Source organism: Acinetobacter lwoffii (assembly GCF_052078135.1).
GTDB lineage: Bacteria > Pseudomonadota > Gammaproteobacteria > Pseudomonadales > Moraxellaceae > Acinetobacter > Acinetobacter lwoffii_Z.
In genome coordinates this window covers 65,564-85,495 of the sequence record NZ_JBQGUZ010000007.1, presented here as the reverse complement: position 1 = coordinate 85,495, position 19,932 = coordinate 65,564, and the positions used below count along the sequence as shown (strand labels likewise).

18 protein-coding genes are annotated in these 19,932 nt (G+C 44.0%); 12 read left to right on the top strand and 6 right to left on the bottom strand.

The window, feature by feature from the left end:
* Positions 1-9 precede the first annotated feature (9 nt).
* Positions 10-537 carry a disulfide bond formation protein B gene (locus tag ACTL4S_RS06620; protein WP_004281272.1) on the top strand — a complete coding sequence of 176 codons (528 nt, stop codon included), beginning with the start codon at positions 10-12 and terminating at the stop codon, positions 535-537.
* Positions 538-591: 54 nt separating this feature from the next.
* Here the strand turns inward: ACTL4S_RS06620 and ACTL4S_RS06615 are convergent, their stop codons facing one another.
* On the bottom strand, positions 592-1,923 hold the full coding sequence (locus tag ACTL4S_RS06615; RefSeq protein ID WP_441298984.1) for a PGAP1-like alpha/beta domain-containing protein: 1,332 nt from the start codon (positions 1,921-1,923) through the stop codon (positions 592-594).
* A 246-nt stretch (positions 1,924-2,169) separates the two neighbouring features.
* On the opposite strand from ACTL4S_RS06615, the gene ACTL4S_RS06610 reads away from it, so the two are divergent.
* The 7 genes from ACTL4S_RS06610 to urtE all read left to right on the top strand — a co-directional run bounded on the left by ACTL4S_RS06610 (position 2,170) and on the right by urtE (position 10,616).
* Positions 2,170-2,763, top strand: a complete 594-nt coding sequence (locus ACTL4S_RS06610) for a YqiA/YcfP family alpha/beta fold hydrolase (RefSeq protein ID WP_071850298.1) — start codon at positions 2,170-2,172, stop codon at positions 2,761-2,763.
* A 1-nt stretch (position 2,764) separates the two neighbouring features.
* Positions 2,765-4,645 carry a DNA topoisomerase IV subunit B gene (parE, locus tag ACTL4S_RS06605; protein WP_441298983.1) on the top strand — a complete coding sequence of 627 codons (1,881 nt, stop codon included), beginning with the start codon at positions 2,765-2,767 and terminating at the stop codon, positions 4,643-4,645.
* Positions 4,646-5,004: 359 nt separating this feature from the next.
* Positions 5,005-6,285, top strand: a complete 1,281-nt coding sequence (gene urtA, locus ACTL4S_RS06600) for an urea ABC transporter substrate-binding protein (RefSeq protein WP_441298982.1) — start codon at positions 5,005-5,007, stop codon at positions 6,283-6,285.
* 94 nt (positions 6,286-6,379) lie between these two features.
* Complete coding sequence (gene urtB / locus ACTL4S_RS06595) at positions 6,380-8,014, top strand: urea ABC transporter permease subunit UrtB (protein WP_441298981.1); 1,635 nt, start codon at positions 6,380-6,382, stop codon at positions 8,012-8,014.
* A 4-nt stretch (positions 8,015-8,018) separates the two neighbouring features.
* Entirely contained in the window at positions 8,019-9,092 is a 1,074-nt protein-coding gene (gene urtC / locus ACTL4S_RS06590; RefSeq protein ID WP_441298980.1) for an urea ABC transporter permease subunit UrtC, read from the top strand.
* Positions 9,089-9,907, top strand: a complete 819-nt coding sequence (urtD, locus tag ACTL4S_RS06585) for an urea ABC transporter ATP-binding protein UrtD (RefSeq protein WP_441298979.1) — start codon at positions 9,089-9,091, stop codon at positions 9,905-9,907. The genes urtC and urtD overlap by 4 nt, the downstream gene beginning before the upstream one ends.
* A gap of 10 nt (positions 9,908-9,917) precedes the next feature.
* Entirely contained in the window at positions 9,918-10,616 is a 699-nt protein-coding gene (gene urtE / locus ACTL4S_RS06580; RefSeq protein ID WP_441298978.1) for an urea ABC transporter ATP-binding subunit UrtE, read from the top strand.
* Positions 10,617-10,861: 245 nt separating this feature from the next.
* On the opposite strand, the gene ACTL4S_RS06575 is transcribed toward urtE, so the two are convergent.
* The 4 genes from ACTL4S_RS06575 to ACTL4S_RS06560 all read right to left on the bottom strand — a co-directional run bounded on the left by ACTL4S_RS06575 (position 10,862) and on the right by ACTL4S_RS06560 (position 13,870).
* Complete coding sequence (locus ACTL4S_RS06575) at positions 10,862-11,590, bottom strand: phospholipase D family protein (protein WP_005267688.1); 729 nt, start codon at positions 11,588-11,590, stop codon at positions 10,862-10,864.
* 66 nt (positions 11,591-11,656) lie between these two features.
* Complete coding sequence (locus tag ACTL4S_RS06570) at positions 11,657-12,379, bottom strand: hypothetical protein (protein WP_338840402.1); 723 nt, start codon at positions 12,377-12,379, stop codon at positions 11,657-11,659.
* Positions 12,380-12,551: 172 nt separating this feature from the next.
* On the bottom strand, positions 12,552-13,064 hold the full coding sequence (locus tag ACTL4S_RS06565) for a GNAT family N-acetyltransferase (RefSeq protein WP_005267684.1): 513 nt from the start codon (positions 13,062-13,064) through the stop codon (positions 12,552-12,554).
* Positions 13,065-13,144: 80 nt separating this feature from the next.
* Positions 13,145-13,870: an outer membrane protein OmpK gene (locus ACTL4S_RS06560; protein ID WP_441298977.1), complete on the bottom strand. Its 726-nt coding sequence runs from the start codon at positions 13,868-13,870 to the stop codon at positions 13,145-13,147.
* 1,006 nt (positions 13,871-14,876) lie between these two features.
* Between ACTL4S_RS06560 and ACTL4S_RS06555 the strand changes: the two genes are divergently transcribed.
* The 4 genes from ACTL4S_RS06555 (at position 14,877) to dsbD (ending at position 18,550) form a co-directional block, all read left to right on the top strand.
* Positions 14,877-15,242, top strand: a complete 366-nt coding sequence (locus tag ACTL4S_RS06555; RefSeq protein WP_005108164.1) for an HPF/RaiA family ribosome-associated protein — start codon at positions 14,877-14,879, stop codon at positions 15,240-15,242.
* A gap of 127 nt (positions 15,243-15,369) precedes the next feature.
* Positions 15,370-15,912 (top strand): ankyrin repeat domain-containing protein, encoded by a 543-nt coding sequence (locus tag ACTL4S_RS06550; RefSeq protein WP_004647221.1) that lies wholly within the window; start codon positions 15,370-15,372, stop codon positions 15,910-15,912.
* A gap of 21 nt (positions 15,913-15,933) precedes the next feature.
* Positions 15,934-16,689 (top strand): transporter, encoded by a 756-nt coding sequence (locus ACTL4S_RS06545; RefSeq protein ID WP_114540932.1) that lies wholly within the window; start codon positions 15,934-15,936, stop codon positions 16,687-16,689.
* A gap of 19 nt (positions 16,690-16,708) precedes the next feature.
* Positions 16,709-18,550 (top strand): protein-disulfide reductase DsbD, encoded by a 1,842-nt coding sequence (gene dsbD, locus ACTL4S_RS06540; protein ID WP_441299015.1) that lies wholly within the window; start codon positions 16,709-16,711, stop codon positions 18,548-18,550.
* Positions 18,551-18,575: 25 nt separating this feature from the next.
* On the opposite strand, the gene ACTL4S_RS06535 is transcribed toward dsbD, so the two are convergent.
* Positions 18,576-19,772: a GGDEF domain-containing protein gene (locus tag ACTL4S_RS06535; RefSeq protein ID WP_441298976.1), complete on the bottom strand. Its 1,197-nt coding sequence runs from the start codon at positions 19,770-19,772 to the stop codon at positions 18,576-18,578.
* Positions 19,773-19,932 lie beyond the last annotated feature (160 nt).

The window sequence follows — 19,932 nt, the reverse complement described above, 5'->3', positions numbered from 1 at the left end:
GGATTCACCATGCAATGGGGTTATCGCTTCGTGAGTGGTATGTTGTTTCTGGCTGCTGTCATCGGCATGGCATTTGCCTTATATCTTGAGCATGTACAAGGTCTGGCGCCTTGTCCGCTCTGTGTGTTTCAGCGTGTTGGATTAATCGGACTCGGGATCATCTCACTGATCGCATTCCTGCATAATCCTGCATCCAATCTCATGAAGCGGCTATATGCTTTGCTGGGTTCGCTCAGTATTTTGTGGTCTGTGGGCGTGGCTGCGCGTCATGTCTGGTTACAGAACCTGCCACCGGATCAGGTGCCGAGCTGTGGTCCCGGTCTGGAATACTGGCTGGAAACCCTGCCGATGCAGTCTGTACTGCAACAGGTGCTGAATGGTTCGGGTGAATGTGCTGCGATTGACTGGACTTTCTTGGGTCAATCCTTACCTGTCTGGTCTTTGATCTTCTTTAGTATTTTATTGCTGATTAGCCTGTGGCAATTGCTGCGTAAATATAAAAAGGCACCGGTTAAACGACTCAGAGATAAATATTAATTCCGTATTTAATAAAAAAGCCCTCAATCGAGGGCTTTTTTATTTTGCTTGAGTTTAGGTCAGGGCAATGCCTTCCAGACTGTCCAGATCCGTCATATATTCATGAATCTGATTAAAGGCCTCATCTTCTATACTTGGATAGAACCAGCGCGCCACCTGTTCCGCCACCAGCGGATGATACTGAATTTCAAAATGGTTCAGGCCATAGAAAATCGCCTTGTTTGCGTCCGGGACTTTAAGCTGGAAACGCGGATTGGGATGCTCGCCCAAAGCACTTTTAATACTGACCAGATAATCGCCAATCACATGCAAGGTCTTGTTCTTGCGGTTTTCAAACTCGATGGTACCGGCGACCAGATAGGTATCGATATGAGACGGAATCGGGGCAGGTTTACGGTGATCATCCATAAAGCCAATCCGAAGCGGATTATGCTCCCAGTCATCATCCCGGACGCTGCCATGACGTAAATCCAGAATACCGTTACTGCGAATATTGACCAGATGACCAAGCAGCCGTATCAGTGGGAAATGTCCGAGTTTGTCCTGCAAGCTAAAACCAAAACGTTCCAGTACCGCACCATGATGCGGTGAACCCAGACAGACCAGATTCTCCACCATGTTGACCCAGCCATACACATTCTGCTTGCCATAAAACAGCGCACTGCGAGACACCAGACCGCCCATGCTATGCCCGATCAGGTCAATACTGGTAATTCTCGGATTACGAGTGACCAGATCCTGCAAGGTATTGGCCAGACTGCGACCATTGGCAGAAATCCGCCGTCCGGTATTGTAGTTTAAATACAGCATGGTATTGCGGTCGCGCTGTGCCAGTAATTTTTCCCCGATCCCTTCATATTTGCGATTCGACCAGTCGAGATGGTTCATACATAAGCCATGCACAAACAGGGTAATCCGCCCGCTTAACTCGCCATTTTGTAACGAACCATAGTGGTCATAGATCACCATCGGCAGGGCCAAAGGATTCTGATATTTCAGCAGATAATCCCCGATAATGCCATTCAGGGCACTAACCAGAAAATGTAAGGAAGGCGTCAGCGGCTTATTGTGCAGTTTGGGAAAACGCTCAATAATCTGGCGTAGCCCCGGCGCAATCAGGGTATTACCATAATGAAACAGCATGTCATAGGACATTTGATAGAGCCGGGCAATCGAGGGAATATTCTGAAGTTTTTGTGAATTATTTTCACTTAAACCAAAAATACTCATTAAAATTTCGCGTTGAATACTCTTGATCAGCTCCTGAATCACGTCGTTAAAGCGCGTCGTTACCAGCTGCGCCAGACCTTCCAGTACATCGGCCTGACTCGGTGGGGTTCGGTCCCAGCGACAATAGGTTTCATGTAACGGTGTCAAACTTGGCATCTGATCCTGTCCTTTCAATGAGCCGCATACGTTGCCATCTTCCTTTTTAAAGAACTTCGCGGTATAAATTCTTTTTTTTGTGGTGTTTTCAGGTTTTTAGGGCCTCAGTTTAAAATAACGAGAATTAGAGAAGATTTTGGGCTTTTTTGTCAGACAATTTAAGCAATTAACTGGTCTTATAACGTAGTGTACTTCACATTATTTAAATTAAATTTTGATGATTGATGGTTTTTTTGTTGGTAGTTCATGAATATCATTTATTTGCATGGTTTTAAAAGTAGTTCAAACTCGATCAAGGGAGAATTGCTGCAACATTACTGTGCAAAGTATCCTGAAATTCAGGTACATTTACCCGATTTAAACATGTCACCGAACGCTGCCATTAGGCATGTTTCTGGCCTGATTGAATCGATGCATGAGGTGGCCCTGGTGGGGAGCAGTCTCGGGGGATTTTATGCGACACATCTGGTCGCACAGCATGCTGTGCCTGCTGTACTGATCAATCCGGCAATGCGACCATGGCAACTGTTTCGTGAACTGTTTGATGAGCAACTGCCTTATCAGGTTCATCCGAACTGGTGTCTGGATGAGGCAGATCTGTTACAACTCCAGCAATTGGCCCTGCCGGTTGCACAAGATGCAGACAAAATACTGGTTCTGCTGCAACAAGGCGATGAAGTTTTGGATTATCGTGAAGCACATCGTTATTATAGTGCTGCGCATCCCCCTGCAATGCTGATGACTGAAGCGCATGGCAGTCACGGGATGGATGATTTTGCGGAAAAAATTCCGTTCGTCTTACAGTTTTTATTGGACTGCATAAAAAAGGAAACCGAATAACGTGTCTCAATATACGGCTCAATCTCTTGAAGTTTTATCTGGTTTGGATCCGGTCCGTCGTCGTCCGGGCATGTATACCGATACTTCTCGTCCCAACCATTTGGCACAGGAAGTGATTGATAATGCTGTCGATGAGGCACTGGCAGGGCATGCCAACAAGATTACCGTCACGGTCTATAAAGATGGTTCTTTATCAGTCGAAGACAATGGCCGTGGTATGCCGGTGGATATTCACCCTGAATATGGCCAGAGCGGTATTGAAATTATCATGACCAAACTGCATGCCGGCGGTAAGTTCAGCACCGATAATTACCAGTTTTCCGGTGGTTTGCATGGCGTCGGGATTTCAGTGGTCAATGCGCTTTCGACCCGTGTAGAGGTCGAAGTTCAGCGTCAGGGTAACCTGTACAGAATGGCCTTTGAAAATGGCGAACCGGTTGCACCGCTTGAAGTACTGGCAGGTAAGGCACCGAAACGGGTATCAGGAACTACGGTACAATTCTGGCCTGAAGCCAAATATTTTGATTCTCCTAAATTTGCCCTCAAAGCTTTAAAACATAATCTCAAAGCCAAAGCTGTTTTGGCGGCGGGCTTACAGATCAACTATGTTGATCAGATCAATGATGAAAAGATCACCTGGCAGTTTGAAAATGGTCTGGTTGATTATTTGATGGACGAGCTGGAAGACCGTGAAATTATTCCGGCACCGGCGTTTGTTGCCACAGGCGATGCGGAACGTGCCAGCGCAGAATTTGCAATTTGCTGGAATGTCGAAGGGGGTGAAAGCGTCCAGGAATCTTATGTCAACCTGATTCCGACCGCACAAGGCGGAACGCATGTGAATGGTCTGCGTTCAGGCGTCACCGATGCGATGCGTGAATTCTGTGAACTGCGTAATTTGCTGCCGCGGAATATGAAACTCTCTGCCGAAGATGTCTGGGACGGCGTCAATTATATCCTGTCGCTGAAATTTCAGGAGCCGCAATTCTCAGGTCAGACTAAAGAACGTCTATCGAGCCGTGAAGCAGCTGGAATTGTGCAGAATATTGCCAAAGATGCCTTTGCATTATGGTTGAACCAGAATTCTGACATCGCCATGCAACTGGCAGAAATGGCCATTTCCAAAGCCGGTCGCCGTCTCAAAGCAGCGAAAAAAGTAGAACGTAAGAAAATTGTCGCGGGTCCAACCTTGCCGGGGAAACTGTCGGACTGTGTAGGCCATGATCTGGATCAGTCAGAACTGTTTATTGTGGAAGGGGATTCTGCGGGTGGTTCGGCCAAGCAGGCGCGTGATAAGAACTTCCAGGCGATTATGCCAATTCGTGGAAAAATCCTGAATACTTGGGAAGTCTCTTCTGACGAAGTTCTAGCATCGCAGGAAGTACACAATATTGCGATTGCCATTGGCGTTGATCCGGGTTCGGATGACTTGTCTGAATTGCGTTATGGCAAGGTCTGTATCCTGGCGGATGCCGACTCGGATGGTTTGCATATCGCGACTTTGCTGTGTGCCTTGTTTGTGAAGCATTTTCCTACACTGGTCGAGGAAGGGCATTTATTTGTAGCGATGCCGCCATTGTTCCGAATCGATGACAACAAAGATGTGCACTACGCTTTGGATGAAGACGAGCTGAATAGCATCCTGAAAAAATGCAAAAGCAAGAATCCGCAAATTACCCGATTCAAGGGGCTGGGCGAGATGAATGCCAGCCAGTTACGTGAAACCACACTTGATCCAAACACGCGCCGTCTGGTGCAACTAGATCTGGATGATGCTCATCATACTGCAGGGTTACTGGATAAACTTTTGGCGAAAAAGCGTGCCAGTGACCGCAAAGACTGGTTGGAGCAAAAAGGTAATCTGGCAGATTTGGTGGTTTAAACTATCGAATTTAAGCAGTAAAAAATCCCGCAAGCGCGGGATTTTTTGTTTTAAAACAGTGCAAAAAATCTTCAAGGTGCTGCACTTTATTTGTACATCATCTTCTATCTTAGTTTTGGCATATTTTGATTGGTCTTTATGCAACTTATTTAAAGTTGAGTCTGAGTTCTACATTGCAATAGGGCTTTAAGTCTTTTTAGTATGACTAAATACATGATTCATAATACAAATAATGAGATCAGTTAAAGTGAATTTTTTTATTTTTTGAAGCCTTGGCACAGAAATTGAATCACTCCATCCAGATGTACAACAAGACAAGCATGAAAAATGCACCATTATAAAGTTTGGAGAAAAATCTGATGTTCCAACGCAATTTATTTTCAAAAAGTATTTTAGCCGCAACCATGGCAGGGGCTGTTGCATTAACGGGGTGTTCAAAATCTGCTGAAAAAGCAGAAGCCCCAGGCGCAGAAAGCAAAGTCGCAGACAGCGGCGACACGATTAAAGTCGGGATCCTGCATTCATTGTCAGGCACGATGGCAATTTCTGAGACCTCACTGAAAGACACGGCCTTAATGGCGATTAAGGAAATCAATGACAAGGGTGGGGTACTGGGTAAAAAACTGGAACCTGTGGTGGTCGATCCAGCATCAGACTGGCCACTTTTTGCAGAGCAAGCACGTCAGCTGATTACCCAAGACAAAGTCGCGGTAATTTTCGGTGCATGGACGTCGGTATCACGTAAATCTGTCTTACCAGTGGTTGAAGAGCTGAATGGCTTATTGTTCTATCCTGTACAGTACGAAGGCCAGGAACAATCCAAAAATATTTTTTATACCGGTGCTGCACCTAATCAGCAAGCCATTCCAGCCGTGGAATACTTGATGAGCGAAGAGGGCGGTAAAGCGGAGCGTTTTGTTCTGCTCGGTACAGACTATGTGTATCCACGTACAACCAACCAGATTTTACGTGCTTTCTTAAAGTCTAAAGGCGTGGCTGATGCGGACATCATGGAAGAGTACACGCCATTTGGTCATAGCAACTATCAAACCATTGTCGGCAATGTGAAAAAATTCGCAGCTGGTAAAAAGACCGCAGTGATTTCAACCATCAATGGTGACTCCAACGTACCATTCTATCGTGAACTGGGTAATCAGGGCATTAAAGCTTCTGATATTCCAGTGATGGCGTTCTCGGTAGGTGAAGAGGAACTGCGTGGTATTGATACCAAGCCATTGGTCGGTCATTTGGCGTCATGGAACTATTTCATGTCAGTGAAGAATCCGGTCAATACCGAATTCACCAACAAAATGAAGCAGTATGCGGTGGAATTCAAACTGCCAAATGCTGACAAACTGGTGACCAATGACCCAATGGAAGCGACCTATGTCGGGATTAATATGTGGAAGCAAGCCGTTGAAAAAGCAGGTTCTACAGAGGTCGATAAAGTCCGTGAAGCGATGGCAGGTCAGGAATTCAAAGCACCATCGGGCTATACCCTAAAAATGGATGCAAGTAACCATCACTTACACAAGCCAGTCATGATTGGCCAGATTCGTGGTGATGGTCAGTTTGATGTGGTCTACAAAACATCTCAAACTATTCAAGCAGAGCCTTGGAGCCCGTACATTCCTAAATAATACCTATCTTTTGCCTGCTACAGCCGTAGCAGGCATCCTCTGATTTTTTTCTTACTCTCCACGGAAAACTTCCAATGGAATAGGGGTGTATATAATGAATATTCGTGTGAATATCGCCACTATTTTTCTGTTGTGTATACAAATATTTTGTATGCAAATGGCAACAGCAGAAACCTCTTTACAACACAATAATTCAACCATAGCGATACAACCACAAGATGCGATTCAGCAATTTGTGCAAGGTGATTTTGCTCAACGTCGTGCTTTACTCAATCAATGGCCAGGCAGTATTGAACAGTTAGATCAGCTTGCAGAATATGTTGAAAACGACCAGCTTTATAGCGATTCTCAAGGACAAACCTATATTTTAGAAGCCGATGATCAGTTGCTCAGTTATCCAAGTTTAGATGCTGTTGCAGATTGGCCAAGCGACCTTGCACAAGTCACTTTGGTGAATACCTTGCGTAAAGCATTGACCTTTGGTTTGGCACAAAGCAAGTTGAAGTCGGATGATGCCTCTGAGCGTTTAGAAGCGATTGATATTTATGAAAGCAACTTGGCAGAGCTGAATGTTGCTCACATCAATGCCCTGTATTTGAACGAACAAAATAACAAAGTCAAAGCCCGTTTGGCCCAGCTTAAAGCGCGTCTGGATTATCAAGATGCAGATGTCTTAGTTAAAATTCAAGCCGCAAAAATTTTACAAGATTCTAATCGTCCTGATGTCTTGGCGATGATCGACAATGAGTTGTCACAGCCGACTATCCATCCTGAGCTGAAAGCGGCTTTGCTTGAAGCGAAAAACAGTATTAAAACCCGTATTCAAGCCAGTGAATGGACAGGACATTTATTTTCAGGTTTAAGTACCGCCAGTATTTTGTTGCTTGCTGCACTGGGTCTTGCGATTACCTACGGTTTGCTCGGTGTGATTAATATGGCGCATGGTGAGCTCATTATGATTGGCGCCTATACCACTTATGTAGTGCAAAGCATGTTTAAAAGCTATTTGGGCAGCTATGTCGATTGGTACTTAATCGCCGCGATTCCTGCGGCATTCTTGGTAAGTGGGCTGATCGGCATGTTGATTGAACGTACCGTGATTCGTCCGCTATATGGTCGCCAGTTGGAAACCTTACTTGCCACTTTTGGTGTCAGCCTGATTCTGATGCAATTGGTACGCATGACTTTTGGTGCGCAAAATGTCGAAGTTTCTAACATTTCCTGGCTGTCAGGCGGGATCTCGATTACTCCAAGCTTGATGCTGCCCTATAACCGTATTGCGATTATTGTCTTTACCATTGCAGTGCTTTTGTTGTTGGTTTACCTACTGAATAAAACCCGTTTTGGTCTCTTCGTTCGTGCGGTGACACAAAACCGTCAAATGGCGCGAGCAGTCGGTATTCGTTCTAGTCGTATCGATATGATGGCCTTTGGTTTAGGTTCAGGTCTTGCAGGGTTAGCCGGATGTGCTTTGGCACAAGTGGGTAACGTCGGGCCGGATTTAGGGCAAAACTACATTATTGATGCCTTCTTGGTGGTGGTTGTCGGTGGTGTAGGTCAGGTGTGGGGTGCAGTCCTTGCAGCGCTTGGTCTGGGTATTAGCGGTACCGCCTTGGAAATTGGCATTGGTGCAGTACTGGCAAAAATTGTTCTCTTGGTGCTTGTGATTTTGTTTATTCAAAAACGTCCACAAGGTTTGTTTGCCATCAAAGGCCGTTTTGTGGAGTAAGCACATGAAGATCACACAATTATTATCCGACAAACCGCATAGTGGCATTGCGATTGCCGTGTGCTTTGCCATTTTATTGGCATTGCCATGGTTACACCTGTTACCTGCTGATTCAGCGCTGCATTTGTCTGCCTATTGGGTCACCTTGATTGGCAAAATCATGTGCTTGGCCTTGGTCGCTTTGGCACTGGATTTGGTGTGGGGTTATGCCGGCATTTTAAGTTTGGGGCATGGTTTGTACTTTGCCCTTGGCGGTTATGCCTTTGGGATGTACTTAATGCGCCAGTCTGCAGGGGATGGTATTCCTGACTTTATGCGCTTCCTGAGTTGGACGGAAGTGCCATGGTTTTGGGTGGGGACTGAATACTTCCTTTGGTCACTTGCCCTTGTGGTGTTAGTACCGGGCATCATTGCCTTTATTTTTGGTTTCTTTGCCTTCCGCTCGAAAATTAAAGGCGTGTATTTCTCGATTATTACCCAAGCCATGACTTTTGCCGCTGCATTACTGTTCTTCCGTAATGAGACCGGCTTTGGTGGCAACAATGGTTTTACCGGTTTTAAAACCATTTTAGGTATGGACATTACCTCGGCATCTATGCGTGCCAGCCTGTGCTTTATCACCGCATTGGTACTGCTGCTCTGTTTTGTTGGGTTACGTCATTTAATGAATAAACCTTATGGCCGTGTGTTGGGGGCGATTCGTGACAGCGAAAATCGTCTGCAATATTTGGGCTATCGCACGCTTTGGTACAAGCTCTCTGCTTGGGTGCTTTCTGCTGTGATTGCAGGGATTGCAGGCGCGCTGTATGTGCCGCAAGCAGGCATTATTAATCCAAGTGAAATGAACCCGGTGAACTCGATTGAAATGGCGGTGTGGGTGGCAGCGGGTGGTCGTGGCACTTTAATTGGCCCACTAATTGGTGCAGGTGTCATTAACGGGGTAAAAACCTATTTCACCTCGGCTTATCCTGAAGCATGGTTACTCATTTTGGGTGCGCTATTTATTGTGGTCACCATTTTCTTACCGAAAGGCATTATTGGTCTGTTTGACCGTTTTAAAAAGGAGCGTAGCGAATGAGCGAAATCCTGCAACCGCATGGTGGTCATGCTTCTGAAGGCTATGGTCGTCCAAAAGAACAAGGCGCAGACTTTACTCACGGCATAGCGCTATATCTGGAAAAAGTAAGCGTCTGGTTTGATGCTTTTCGTGCCTTAAATGATTTGTCGTTGTATATCGAAGAGGGGGAATTACGCTGCATTATCGGGCCGAACGGGGCAGGGAAAACCACCCTCATGGATGTGATTACCGGTAAAACGCGACCAACCGAAGGCACAGCATTTTTTGGGCAAAACTACGATTTAGCCAAAATGAGCACTGAACAAATTGCGGAAGCAGGCATAGGGCGCAAGTTCCAAAAACCGACCGTGTTTGAAAATTTCACGGTCATGGAAAATCTGTTACTTGCTGCACCCAAAGACAAACGGGTGAAAAAGAGTTTCTTTAGCAAACTCGATCCCGATGCACAAAATGCTTTGGATGAATCATTGACGCAGATTCGTCTGCAAGAGTTCATTAGTAAACCTGCTGGCTTGCTGTCACATGGTCAAAAGCAATGGTTAGAAATCGGTATGTTGCTGATGCAACGTCCAAAACTGATTTTGCTTGATGAACCTGTAGCAGGCATGACCGATGCCGAAACCGAACGCACGGCGGAGCTGTGTTTAGAACTCAAGAAAAATCACACCCTCGTTGTGGTCGAGCATGACATGAGCTTCATTGACACCATTAGTGAAAAAGTCACGGTACTGGCGCAAGGGGCAATTTTGGCAGAAGGCACATTGGCAGAAGTACAAGCCAATGAAGATGTTATTGAAAAGTATTTAGGGCGTTAAGGAGCTTGCGATGTTAGAAGTCAAAGACGTCAATCAATTTTATGGTGGCAGTCATATTTTACGTGATGTGTCGTTGACTGCACCTGTGGGTGAATGTTCGGTGGTGCTTGGACGCAATGGGGTGGGGAAAACCACGCTCCTTAAATGTCTGATGGGTATTTTACCGATTAAATCCGGACAGATTTTGCTGGATGGTAAAGACATATCCAAGCTTAGTACTGAACAGCGTGTACGTGAAGGTTTGGCTTATGTGCCACAAGGTCGAGATATTTTTTCAACGCTGACGGTGGAGGAAAATATCCTCATTGGTATGGCGAAATATAAAGGAGCAAAGACACGCAAAGTGCCTGAGCATCTCTATGAAATTTTCCCTGTCTTGGACGAAATGAAGCATCGCCGTGGGGGAGATTTATCGGGTGGTCAGCAGCAGCAACTTGCGATTGCCCGTGCTTTGGCATCTGAGCCGCGTGTGTTGATTTTGGATGAACCAACTGAAGGCATTCAGCCGTCAATCATTAAAGATATTGGTCGGGTCATTCGTAAACTTGCTGATGGTGGTGAGATGGCGATTGTGCTGGTTGAGCAGTTTTATGACTTTGCTGAAGAACTTGCTGATGGATATACCGTAATGGCACGTGGCCAAGTCGTGGCGCAAGGTGTGGGTAGTGAAATGCCGGAGAAAGGCATTCGGGAGTTGGTGGCAATTTAAGGCTTTTAGCTCCTTCTCCTATGGGAGAAGGCGGGGGATGAGGGTTTATCTTTATTTACCTCTCCCTAACCCTCTCCTAGAAGGAGAGGGAAAAAGCCTCCCTGAGCAAGATATAAGCACTGCTTTATATCGAAGCGTAAGAAAGGGAGGTTTGGAGGGATTAAATTTTAAATCTCCTCTTACCAAGCAGAGCTTCTCATCTCCTAAAGAGAGAGGGGAATTTTCTTTTTTGAATAATGGAGGAATTAGATTTCTGTATTTTCATCCCAAAGGAAGTACATGCCAAATTGTCCGGTTCTAAATTCACCGCCTATCGCTTTGCCGGTATCAGTTAAAAAGTGCTTATCATTTTCAAGTTTAAGATAGCCTTTATTCACCAGCTGTTCGAGCAAATCAGGAGTCTTGAGTCCAACTTTGGAAGCAAGTTTTGCTGTTGTTAATTTCTTGAACTTTACATTTTCTTGTTCTATTTCATGCTCAGTTTGAGTCTCAACCTTATCTGTTTTAACTTCATCTAAGCTAATCCGAACTTCATCTAAGCTAATCCGAACTTCTTCGCTAATCCGAATTATGCGCTGCGCTTCTTCATAAGCATCTTTAAAGACGTCATCATCTTCATACTTACTAATCAAAATCCCCATTTCATTGTTATTGACCTGGCTAAATTCATATAAGTTCAAACTCGAAATAATACATTCCGATTCATTGAGGTAGCATTTTGCATGCAGATTTTTGCAGAAACTCAAACGGACATAGTCCAGTTTTTGAATCCATTTAATTTCTTCAGGATGCAAATCACTTTTGCCATAGACAATGCGAACATCAATTTTTAGCCGGTCTTTGTCTTCTAATAATTCTTTGATGCGGTCATTGAGACGTAAATACGGACTGATTAAAATTAGACGTTCTTTGGCATTTTTAATGAGTTCTTCTAAGAAAAAATTAGTTGCACTGGTATTTAGAAATTTAGCCATATTTTCCCTGTAATATTTTGAATATTATGTTTGTTATAGGGCAATAAGATATCGCTGAATCAGCAATCACTCAACCTTTAAATACATGCCATCCGCCGAGACATTATGTCCAAAACCACAAGACATCGGATTGCTGCTATTCACCGCAATCTGTTGTCCAATTTGAGCGTTAAACTGAAATTTCAAATCAATTTTGCAATCTTCTACGCTGTAATTGGTCTGAGCTTTATTCAATGGCATCCGGGTTGAAAATTCTCCTATATTTGGTCCATAAATCAGACTGCGCAAACCCATATAGAGTCCATTAAACTCAATTTGGTAGGCATTCGAAGCCCGTTTAACTTCCATCGTATTCCACTGGCCAAAACCTGCATAGCGGACATATTTGCCTGCAAGATTCTTCGGTTTTTCTGGTGCAGGCAACTGTTTTAGATTGAACTGGCTGGCTTTAGCATTCGGAAAAACGGAAAACCAGGCGCGTGCCCATTGCGGCTTTCCAAGCTTGGCATAACTTAAGCCAACATTATTAAATGCCGTGGTGATATCACGCTCAGAAAAAGCTGTACCACCGTCTTCTACATTCATCGCACAAAAAGATGACCAGGCGGCTTGTTGTTTGAATTGCGCTATGGCCTTTTGATATTGTTTTTGGTCGTAGAATTTCTTGCCATTATTTGCATAGCTTTGCACTTGGCTACAGCCTGAACACAATTCTTTTTCAAAGTCTGAATCAGCAAAAGTGAGCATACTTAAACTTAAAAGACCAATAGACAATAGAGATTTATACATGGTGTTATTCAGTATGATTTTGAGCTGAATAAAACATAGCCGCTCGTATAAGTAAATAGAACTTGTGCTTATTAAACTGGATAACAACCAAATATCGTGATGGCCAAGTATTAAAAAGCTAAAGAGGAGTGTCCAGAAAGCAGTTCTGGAATAGCTTTAAACTAAGAATGAATCAAGCTTGATCCAGATTCAGTTGTAAGAGGACCAAATCACGCCATTGCCCAAACTTCTGTCCGACTTGCGGCATATAGGCAGTTTGAACGAAACCCAGTTTTTCATGCAGACGAATCGATGAGGTGTTTTCTGAATCAATCGCTGCGACCATGATATGCAATTTCTGTACTTGAGCCTGTTCAATTAAATACTGTAATAATTTAGAACCCAAACCTTGCCCTGCATAATCTGGATTTAAAAAGATGGAATGTTCTACCGTCTGTTGAAAGCCCTGAATACTACGAAACTGATCATAACAGGCATAGCCAGCAATGACTTGATTTTGAGTATCTTCAACCACAAAAACCGGGAAATTCTGATTTTTAAGCTGCTTAAACCAGATTTTAAAATAGTTCAAATCAAAGGCTGTTCTGTTCCAGGTCGCAGTACCATAGAGTACTTCCTGATTATAAATCTTGAGGATGGTTTCAAGATCATGTTCGGTCGCAGGTCGAATATCAAAATCAGGCATATTCTTGTTCTAGTAGAGGTGAGCTGAAATCACAGTTTAAAAAAAGCAGAACCGGAGTTCTGCTTTCGATCATACATCAATTAGAAATGATATTTCACAAGTGCGCTGACATTGTTTTCGTCTTGATTTTTAAGACCAAACTTGTTGTTCCACACTGAATGTTCAACGCCGAGGTATAAACGGGTGTCTGGAGAAATGTGTTTGCCCGCATTCCATTTCCACTGTGTAGTCCAGTTTAACTCGCTTGCTTGAGCGTCTTTTTCAGCAGTTGACCAATCAAGGAAGCCATCTACAAGAAAATCTTCAGCACCCAGTTTAAATGGCACACCATAGGTAAGCGTCATTTGATAATCGTCTTTATTGCCAAACACTTTTTCATTATTTGCACGATAAAGATTTAAGCTAGCATATTGAAAGTATGGGATATCAAGGTCAAAGCCCACGCCATATAGGAAGTTATCAGCATTATCTGAACCTTCCCACGTTGTTGAAATAAGCACATCTTTCACTAGACCAAAGGCAAGTTTTTGGCCTGTAACTTCGCTTAAGCTTAAACGTGGTGATAACTCAAAGTACGTACTTTTAACATCATCGCCACCGCGCAGACGATCCATAAAGAAGAATACATCTGCATATTTAACTTTTGCAGCATATTCAACAGTTAAAGTAGTTTGCTGATCGTCTACAACTTCATAGTTTTCACCATAAAGACCTGTAATGCTAAAGTCCTGCCAAACTGGTTTTGCTTGAGCAAATACAGCAGTTGAAGCCAATGCACAAAGTGCCGCAAGTTGTGTAAATTTCATTTAAATCTATCCCCCCGAGAAAGCAGAATAAGCATACAGATTAATAAGTAAAAATAAAGTTAAAAGTGATCGCTGACTTAAATATATTTCAACCCCCATGAGTTGAATGAAGACGATCATCTTCCTCAGTTTTCATTGCCTTTCGCTGATACTTCTCTAAATTATTATTTTTTAAATAAAGTTGAATATGTAGTGCCTTAAAAGACTGAATGTATAACTAAAAATATAAAATCACTTCAATTTACGATGATTAACTTACAAAATCAGTAAAAAATAGGGGGGATATACAGATTGTTTAGTAATTAATTTGGGCCTGAGGCTGAACAGCTTTGTTCTGTTTGTGTAATGAGGTTAGTTTGAAAATCTCAAATGACCGTCGTTTTATAAGCCTGTTCTCAGCCTCTTCAAGTGAGATTGAACGGTCTTATATTTCAATTGAAAATCATTTTTGCAGGTTGTTATTTTAGAATGACGAAGGGGTATTTTTCCTGATTCTGCAAAAGTAAGTAAATAATGATAAAGCATATGATCTCTTCAGGACTGTAAGGCTGACTAGGCGCTGATCTTATAAGAAAAATTATTAGATAAAAGTGAGCTAATTTTCATAAAAAAATACTTTTAATTTCTTTTTTTTAGGTTTTCTGGTCGAATGTTATTTAAGCGATTTATCGGTCTGGCCAAAAAACATTTCAAATTAAATCGTGTGAAGAGTTGCGCAATTGCCGTTTGAAAAATCCTGCATTTTTGAGCTGAGTAAGCAGTTGTCACAATCGATTATTCTTTTGCTAAAAAACCAAAATATCACTTGCATATTTCCCAGATACAGCCGATATTCAAGATATAAGGACACGATTCTGCAGACTTAAAAATGTGTTCATCATTCAAAATGGAGGGTGTGATTCCAATCATTTGAAGAAGTGAAATGCGATGCGAAACAGCAAGCTACAAACGTGCCAAGATAAAAAATTTTGCACTCAAAAGTTACAAAGATTGAGGATGGTAATATATGAATATTGAACTTCGTACCGATAACCACATTCAGAATAGTGATCGTTTAATTACTTATGTACGGGAAGAATTAAATCAAGAATTCCAGCGCCACAGCGAACGTATTACCCATTTTTCAGTCCATCTCAGTGATGAAAATGGCGCCAAAGGCGGCGATGACGATATTCGCTGTATGATTGAAGCGCGTCCTGCAGGCTTGAAACCTGTCGTAGTCAATCATCGTGGCCATAATGTCGATACTGCGATCCATGGTGCAATTGACCGATTGAAACGTAGTCTGGAACATGTGATCGAGAAAAAAGACAATGTTCGTCCTGGTGCTCTTGACCTAGCAGACACAGATACTGCGGATATCGAAGAGTAAGCCGAACTGATTTGAAAAAGCCCTGCGGGGCTTTTTTCGTATTAAACAAAAATATAGTTATGAGAAGCACAACAAATCCTGCTTTATTCGGCATAATAGTCGAAAACGAATCAAAGTGAGCTCCATCATGTTAACTGCGCAACAACAGCTTTTTGTGCAAGCACTCGAAGAATTAAATCTGGACCAGGTCAAACAGCTGCTGGCAGATGGACTCAACCCGAATTTTATTGATCATGACAAAGGCCCGGTGATTTCGGTCTGGTCAGATGGCCTGTTCAAATGGTGGGAAGAAGTGTGTGAGCTGTATGAAGCCGGAACACCACTTTCAGAAGAGGAGAAACAGGCACGTTTGGCGGTACATTTACAAATTCTGGAAGAACTGATCCAGGCCAAAGTGAATCTGCATCTGTGGGATGCAGAAGAAATTTATGGTCCACTCTGGGATGCCGCAAGTGCCGCATGTGCACCTGCCGTACAGCGTTTACTGGATGAAAAAGTCGATCCAAATAGCAAAGATGAAGATGGCATGACTATTTTATCTTCTATTAGTGATCTATTCTTTGATTGTGATTTTGATGAAATCAACTGGTCAGAAGCTTTAGACGAAGAAAAACAGACGCTAGAATTGCTTCGCAAGCATGGCGCAAAAATGACCAAAGAACTCAGTTAAATTTTAATAAAGAGCTCCAACATGACAACATTAAAAACCTTGGGTTTGATTGCACTGGCCGGTTGTAGTGCACAGCTTTTCGCAGCAGATTTTGAATTTGATCGACCAGGTGAGGGTCTGAGTACTGGAATTACTCCAGTTGGAAATGTCGCTTGGGAGCAAGGCTTGCCTACAGCGCGTTATAGCAAGTCGGGCGATCAGACCGCGACCACACTCAGTGCAGATATGTTGTTACGTACCGGACTCAGTGATGATCTGGAATTGCGTTTAGGTTGGGCTGGCCCGACCTGGACCCAAGTGAAATCCAATGGCCAGACCGAAGAAGATGATGGTCTGGGCGATGTCAGTATTGGTCTGAAAAAGGCCATTGATCTGGATGATGACAAACTCAGTATGGCTTTGCTGGCCGAAGCCATCATTGCAACAGGCAATACCGGTTTCACTAATGAAGAAGATATTTACAGCTTAGGTTCTGTCGTGTCGTATCAATATAATGACTTGGTCAGTACCGCATTGACCATGCGTTATGAATGGCAGGACAGCAACTGGGCAGTGTCTGCGATTCCTTCTCTAGGCTACCGCATTACTGATCGCTGGTCAGGTTATTCTGAACTGATTTACCGTAAAGCTGAAAGTGTCGATAATCAATACGCGCTCGGTACCGGGGTTATGTATGCCTTAAACGACCGTGTCCAATTAGATGCGAATGTCGGTGTAGATCTGGATGGTGCAGATCGAAGTTACTTCTCAGGCTTAGGTTTCTCTGTGCTGTTCTAAGTTATTCAACTCACAGATGATGAAATACTCGCAGTTCCCGACCTGGGGGAAAATGCTTGCCCTGGTTATTTTGGGAAGCACCTTGTTCAGCAGTCCTGCTCAGGCGGAAACTGCATTGTTGTCTGCCGAGCAGGCTTTTCCTGTGAGCCTGATCTCCACCAGTCAGCAGCAGGCTGAACTGAGTTGGCAGATTCCAGACAACTATTATCTGTATCAGCATAAAATTGAAGTCCGGCAGGGCAACCAACCGGTGTCGTTTGAGTTGCCGCCGGCTGAAGATTTATATGATGACAACTATGGGCATACCCAGGTTTATTATCAGCAATTAAAGTTTCAGATTCCGACCCAGGCGGGGAAATCCTATCAGGTCAGCTGGCAGGGCTGTGCCAAAGACCGGATCTGTTATCCGCCACAAACCATCCAGTTCAAGACCGATTTATCCGGTCTGGTACAATTTGAAGCAGCCGGATCAGGAAAAAAACGTTTACTCGATCTGAATACTTCATCACTGCAACACAATACCCTGTTTAATACAGCGGATTCCTCAGAGTCTGCAGCAGATGGACTCTCTGCATCAGCCCACACACAAACCGAACCCTATGCAGCACAAGACCAGAAATGGTCAGCCCAACTGCTTGAACGCTCTTTGGGTTATGGGCTTTTGCTATTCTTCGGCTTAGGCATTTTACTGGCTTTTACGCCGTGTTCCTTGCCGATGCTGCCGATTCTGACCTCGCTGATCGTACGTGACAGTAAAGGACTGAAAGCCTGGATGATTGCACTGACTTTTGTCAGCAGTATGGCCGCTGTCTATGCAGTACTTGGCCTAATTGCATCTTCGGCCGGCCTGAATTTTCAGCGCTGGTTGCAGCAACCGGGAACCCTGATCGCATTTAGTATCCTGTTTGTCCTGTTTGCCCTGAATCTGTTTGGCCTGTTTGAAATCAAACTGCCGCAACGTCTGGTTCATCGTCTGGATCGGGCACAGGCCATGCAGCAGGGAGGCAGTCTGGTCAGTGCCGGTGTCATGGGCATGATCTCGGCGCTTCTGGTGGGGCCATGCATGACCGCACCACTGGCAGGTGCATTGTTATTTATTTCCCAGACGCAAAGTCAGTGGCAGGGGGCTTTACTGCTGTTTACCCTGGGTTTTGGGATGGGCACGCCTTTATTGCTGGCCAGTATTCTGGGAGCACGGATTCTACCTAAAGCCGGGCACTGGATGAATCAGATCAAAGTGCTCTTTGCCTTTATCATGCTGGCGCTGGCGCTGTATTTTATTCGCCCACTGATGTCAGAAGCTGCGTTACAGTGGTTATCCTTAGCTTTGGGCATGGCCTTTGTTGCCTATGTACTATTTCGGATTTTCTGGCATCGCACTGGTCTAAGATGGTTGTATATCCTGTGTCTGGTACTGGCCGTACCTTATATTGCTTATAGCCAATATCAGCATAGTCAGCGGTTTTTTGTGGAGCAGGTAAGTACAGAAGCCAACTGGCATGTGGCACGCAGCGCAGCAGAATTTCAGCAAATTTTGGCCAAGGCACCGCAAGGGCAAAAGATCATTATTGATGTCTACGCCGACTGGTGTGTAGCCTGTCAGCCGATCGAACACCGTATTTTAAAATCTGCAGCGGTACAGCAAGCACTTGCGCCATATTTCCTGATCAAGCTGGATTTAAGCCAATATAATGCCTCTCATCAAGCGCTGTTAAACCAATGGGAAATTCTAGGACCGCCAACGTATTTATTCTTGAATGCACAGCAGCAGGAAATTCGTGGTTTGCGTTTGACCGGTGCCTTTAGCGAGGCAGAATTGCTAGCACAGCTGCAAGCACTAGCTCAAAGTGAAAATCCATAATCAAGTCTTAAAAAGCTGAACCCGTTTAAGAGACCTGTATCTGTACTGGAACCGGTTCAGCATAGGCTTTGACCAGATTACGCCCACCGGATTTGGCTTGATAAAGCGCCTGATCGGCCTGACTCAATAATTGTTGTGGGCGTAATTCCGCGCTAGAAATGGCAATCCCGAAACTGGCGGTCACCGGAATCAGCTCACCCTCATCACTGAAAATCTGCAATTGCTGAATGGCGATACGGCAGCGTTCAGCCACTTGTTCGGCTTTTTCCAGACTAGTATTTTTAAGCACGAGAATAAATTCTTCCCCACCAAAACGGCCGACCACATCACTTTCGCGCAATTGCTGGTTCAGCACAGCACTCACTTCAACTAAGGTTTCATCGCCCTTATGATGGCCATAGTGATCATTAATTTTCTTGAAATGATCCAGATCCAGTAAGACCAAGGCGTAATTCGGAGTTGCTACGGCATTCAGTTTATCCAGACATTGGTTGATGCTACGGCGGTTAAACAGGTTAGTGAGCGGATCAATCTGACTCAGTTGTTTGATCAGCTGCTCACGATGCCGCCATTGACTGAGCAGAATCTCGAATAAGACCATACAGACGGCTAGAATTGGCAAAATGAAATACAGCATCGATAACAGCCAGAAACCATTATAGAAAAGCTTGTCATCGATATTAAATAGCGGTGAATAAGGCAATTGATGACTGAAACTTAAATAGGCACATCCGCCCAGAAAAATGGAGGCAGGAATCAGCATGCTATAGACTAGCGTGCGATGAAACAGTACCAGACCGACCATAATTAAGCAGACGTAAGCGGTGGTAGCCACCGGACTGATCACGCCGACGATATAGGCATCCCGACATAACGAAACCACAAAGGTGCCAACTGCTAGATAGGGTAGATAACGTTCCACCAGACGGTTGCCCTGAAATTTATAACAGGGATAAATTAGCAAGGCTAAAATCAATAAAAAACTGCCGTTCAGCACGACTTGTGAATAAACCCGTTCAATCTGTACATATTGCCAATACTCAGGATTGAATAAAACAAACAGGTCCCAGCCGAGCCAGGTCAGATGTACACCGCATCCCAAGGTCAGCATCAGGATGCATTTCTTCAGGATGCGCCAGTTCATCACGACTTCATCTTCGACCAGATATTTCTTGATTCTGTGTCTTAGCACTTTTTCTAATACAGGCGATATTCGCTTCATGGTCCCGGTCTGACTTTAATTGTTATGGCAGATTTTTTAAGACTTATTGGATATTTATAGCTTTATTTACACAAGATAACATAAGTTTGAATGCTTGATAAACAACAATATTTAAAAAATTTTTGTGATTTAGTTGATATCTGATCTGCTCAGTCTTTGC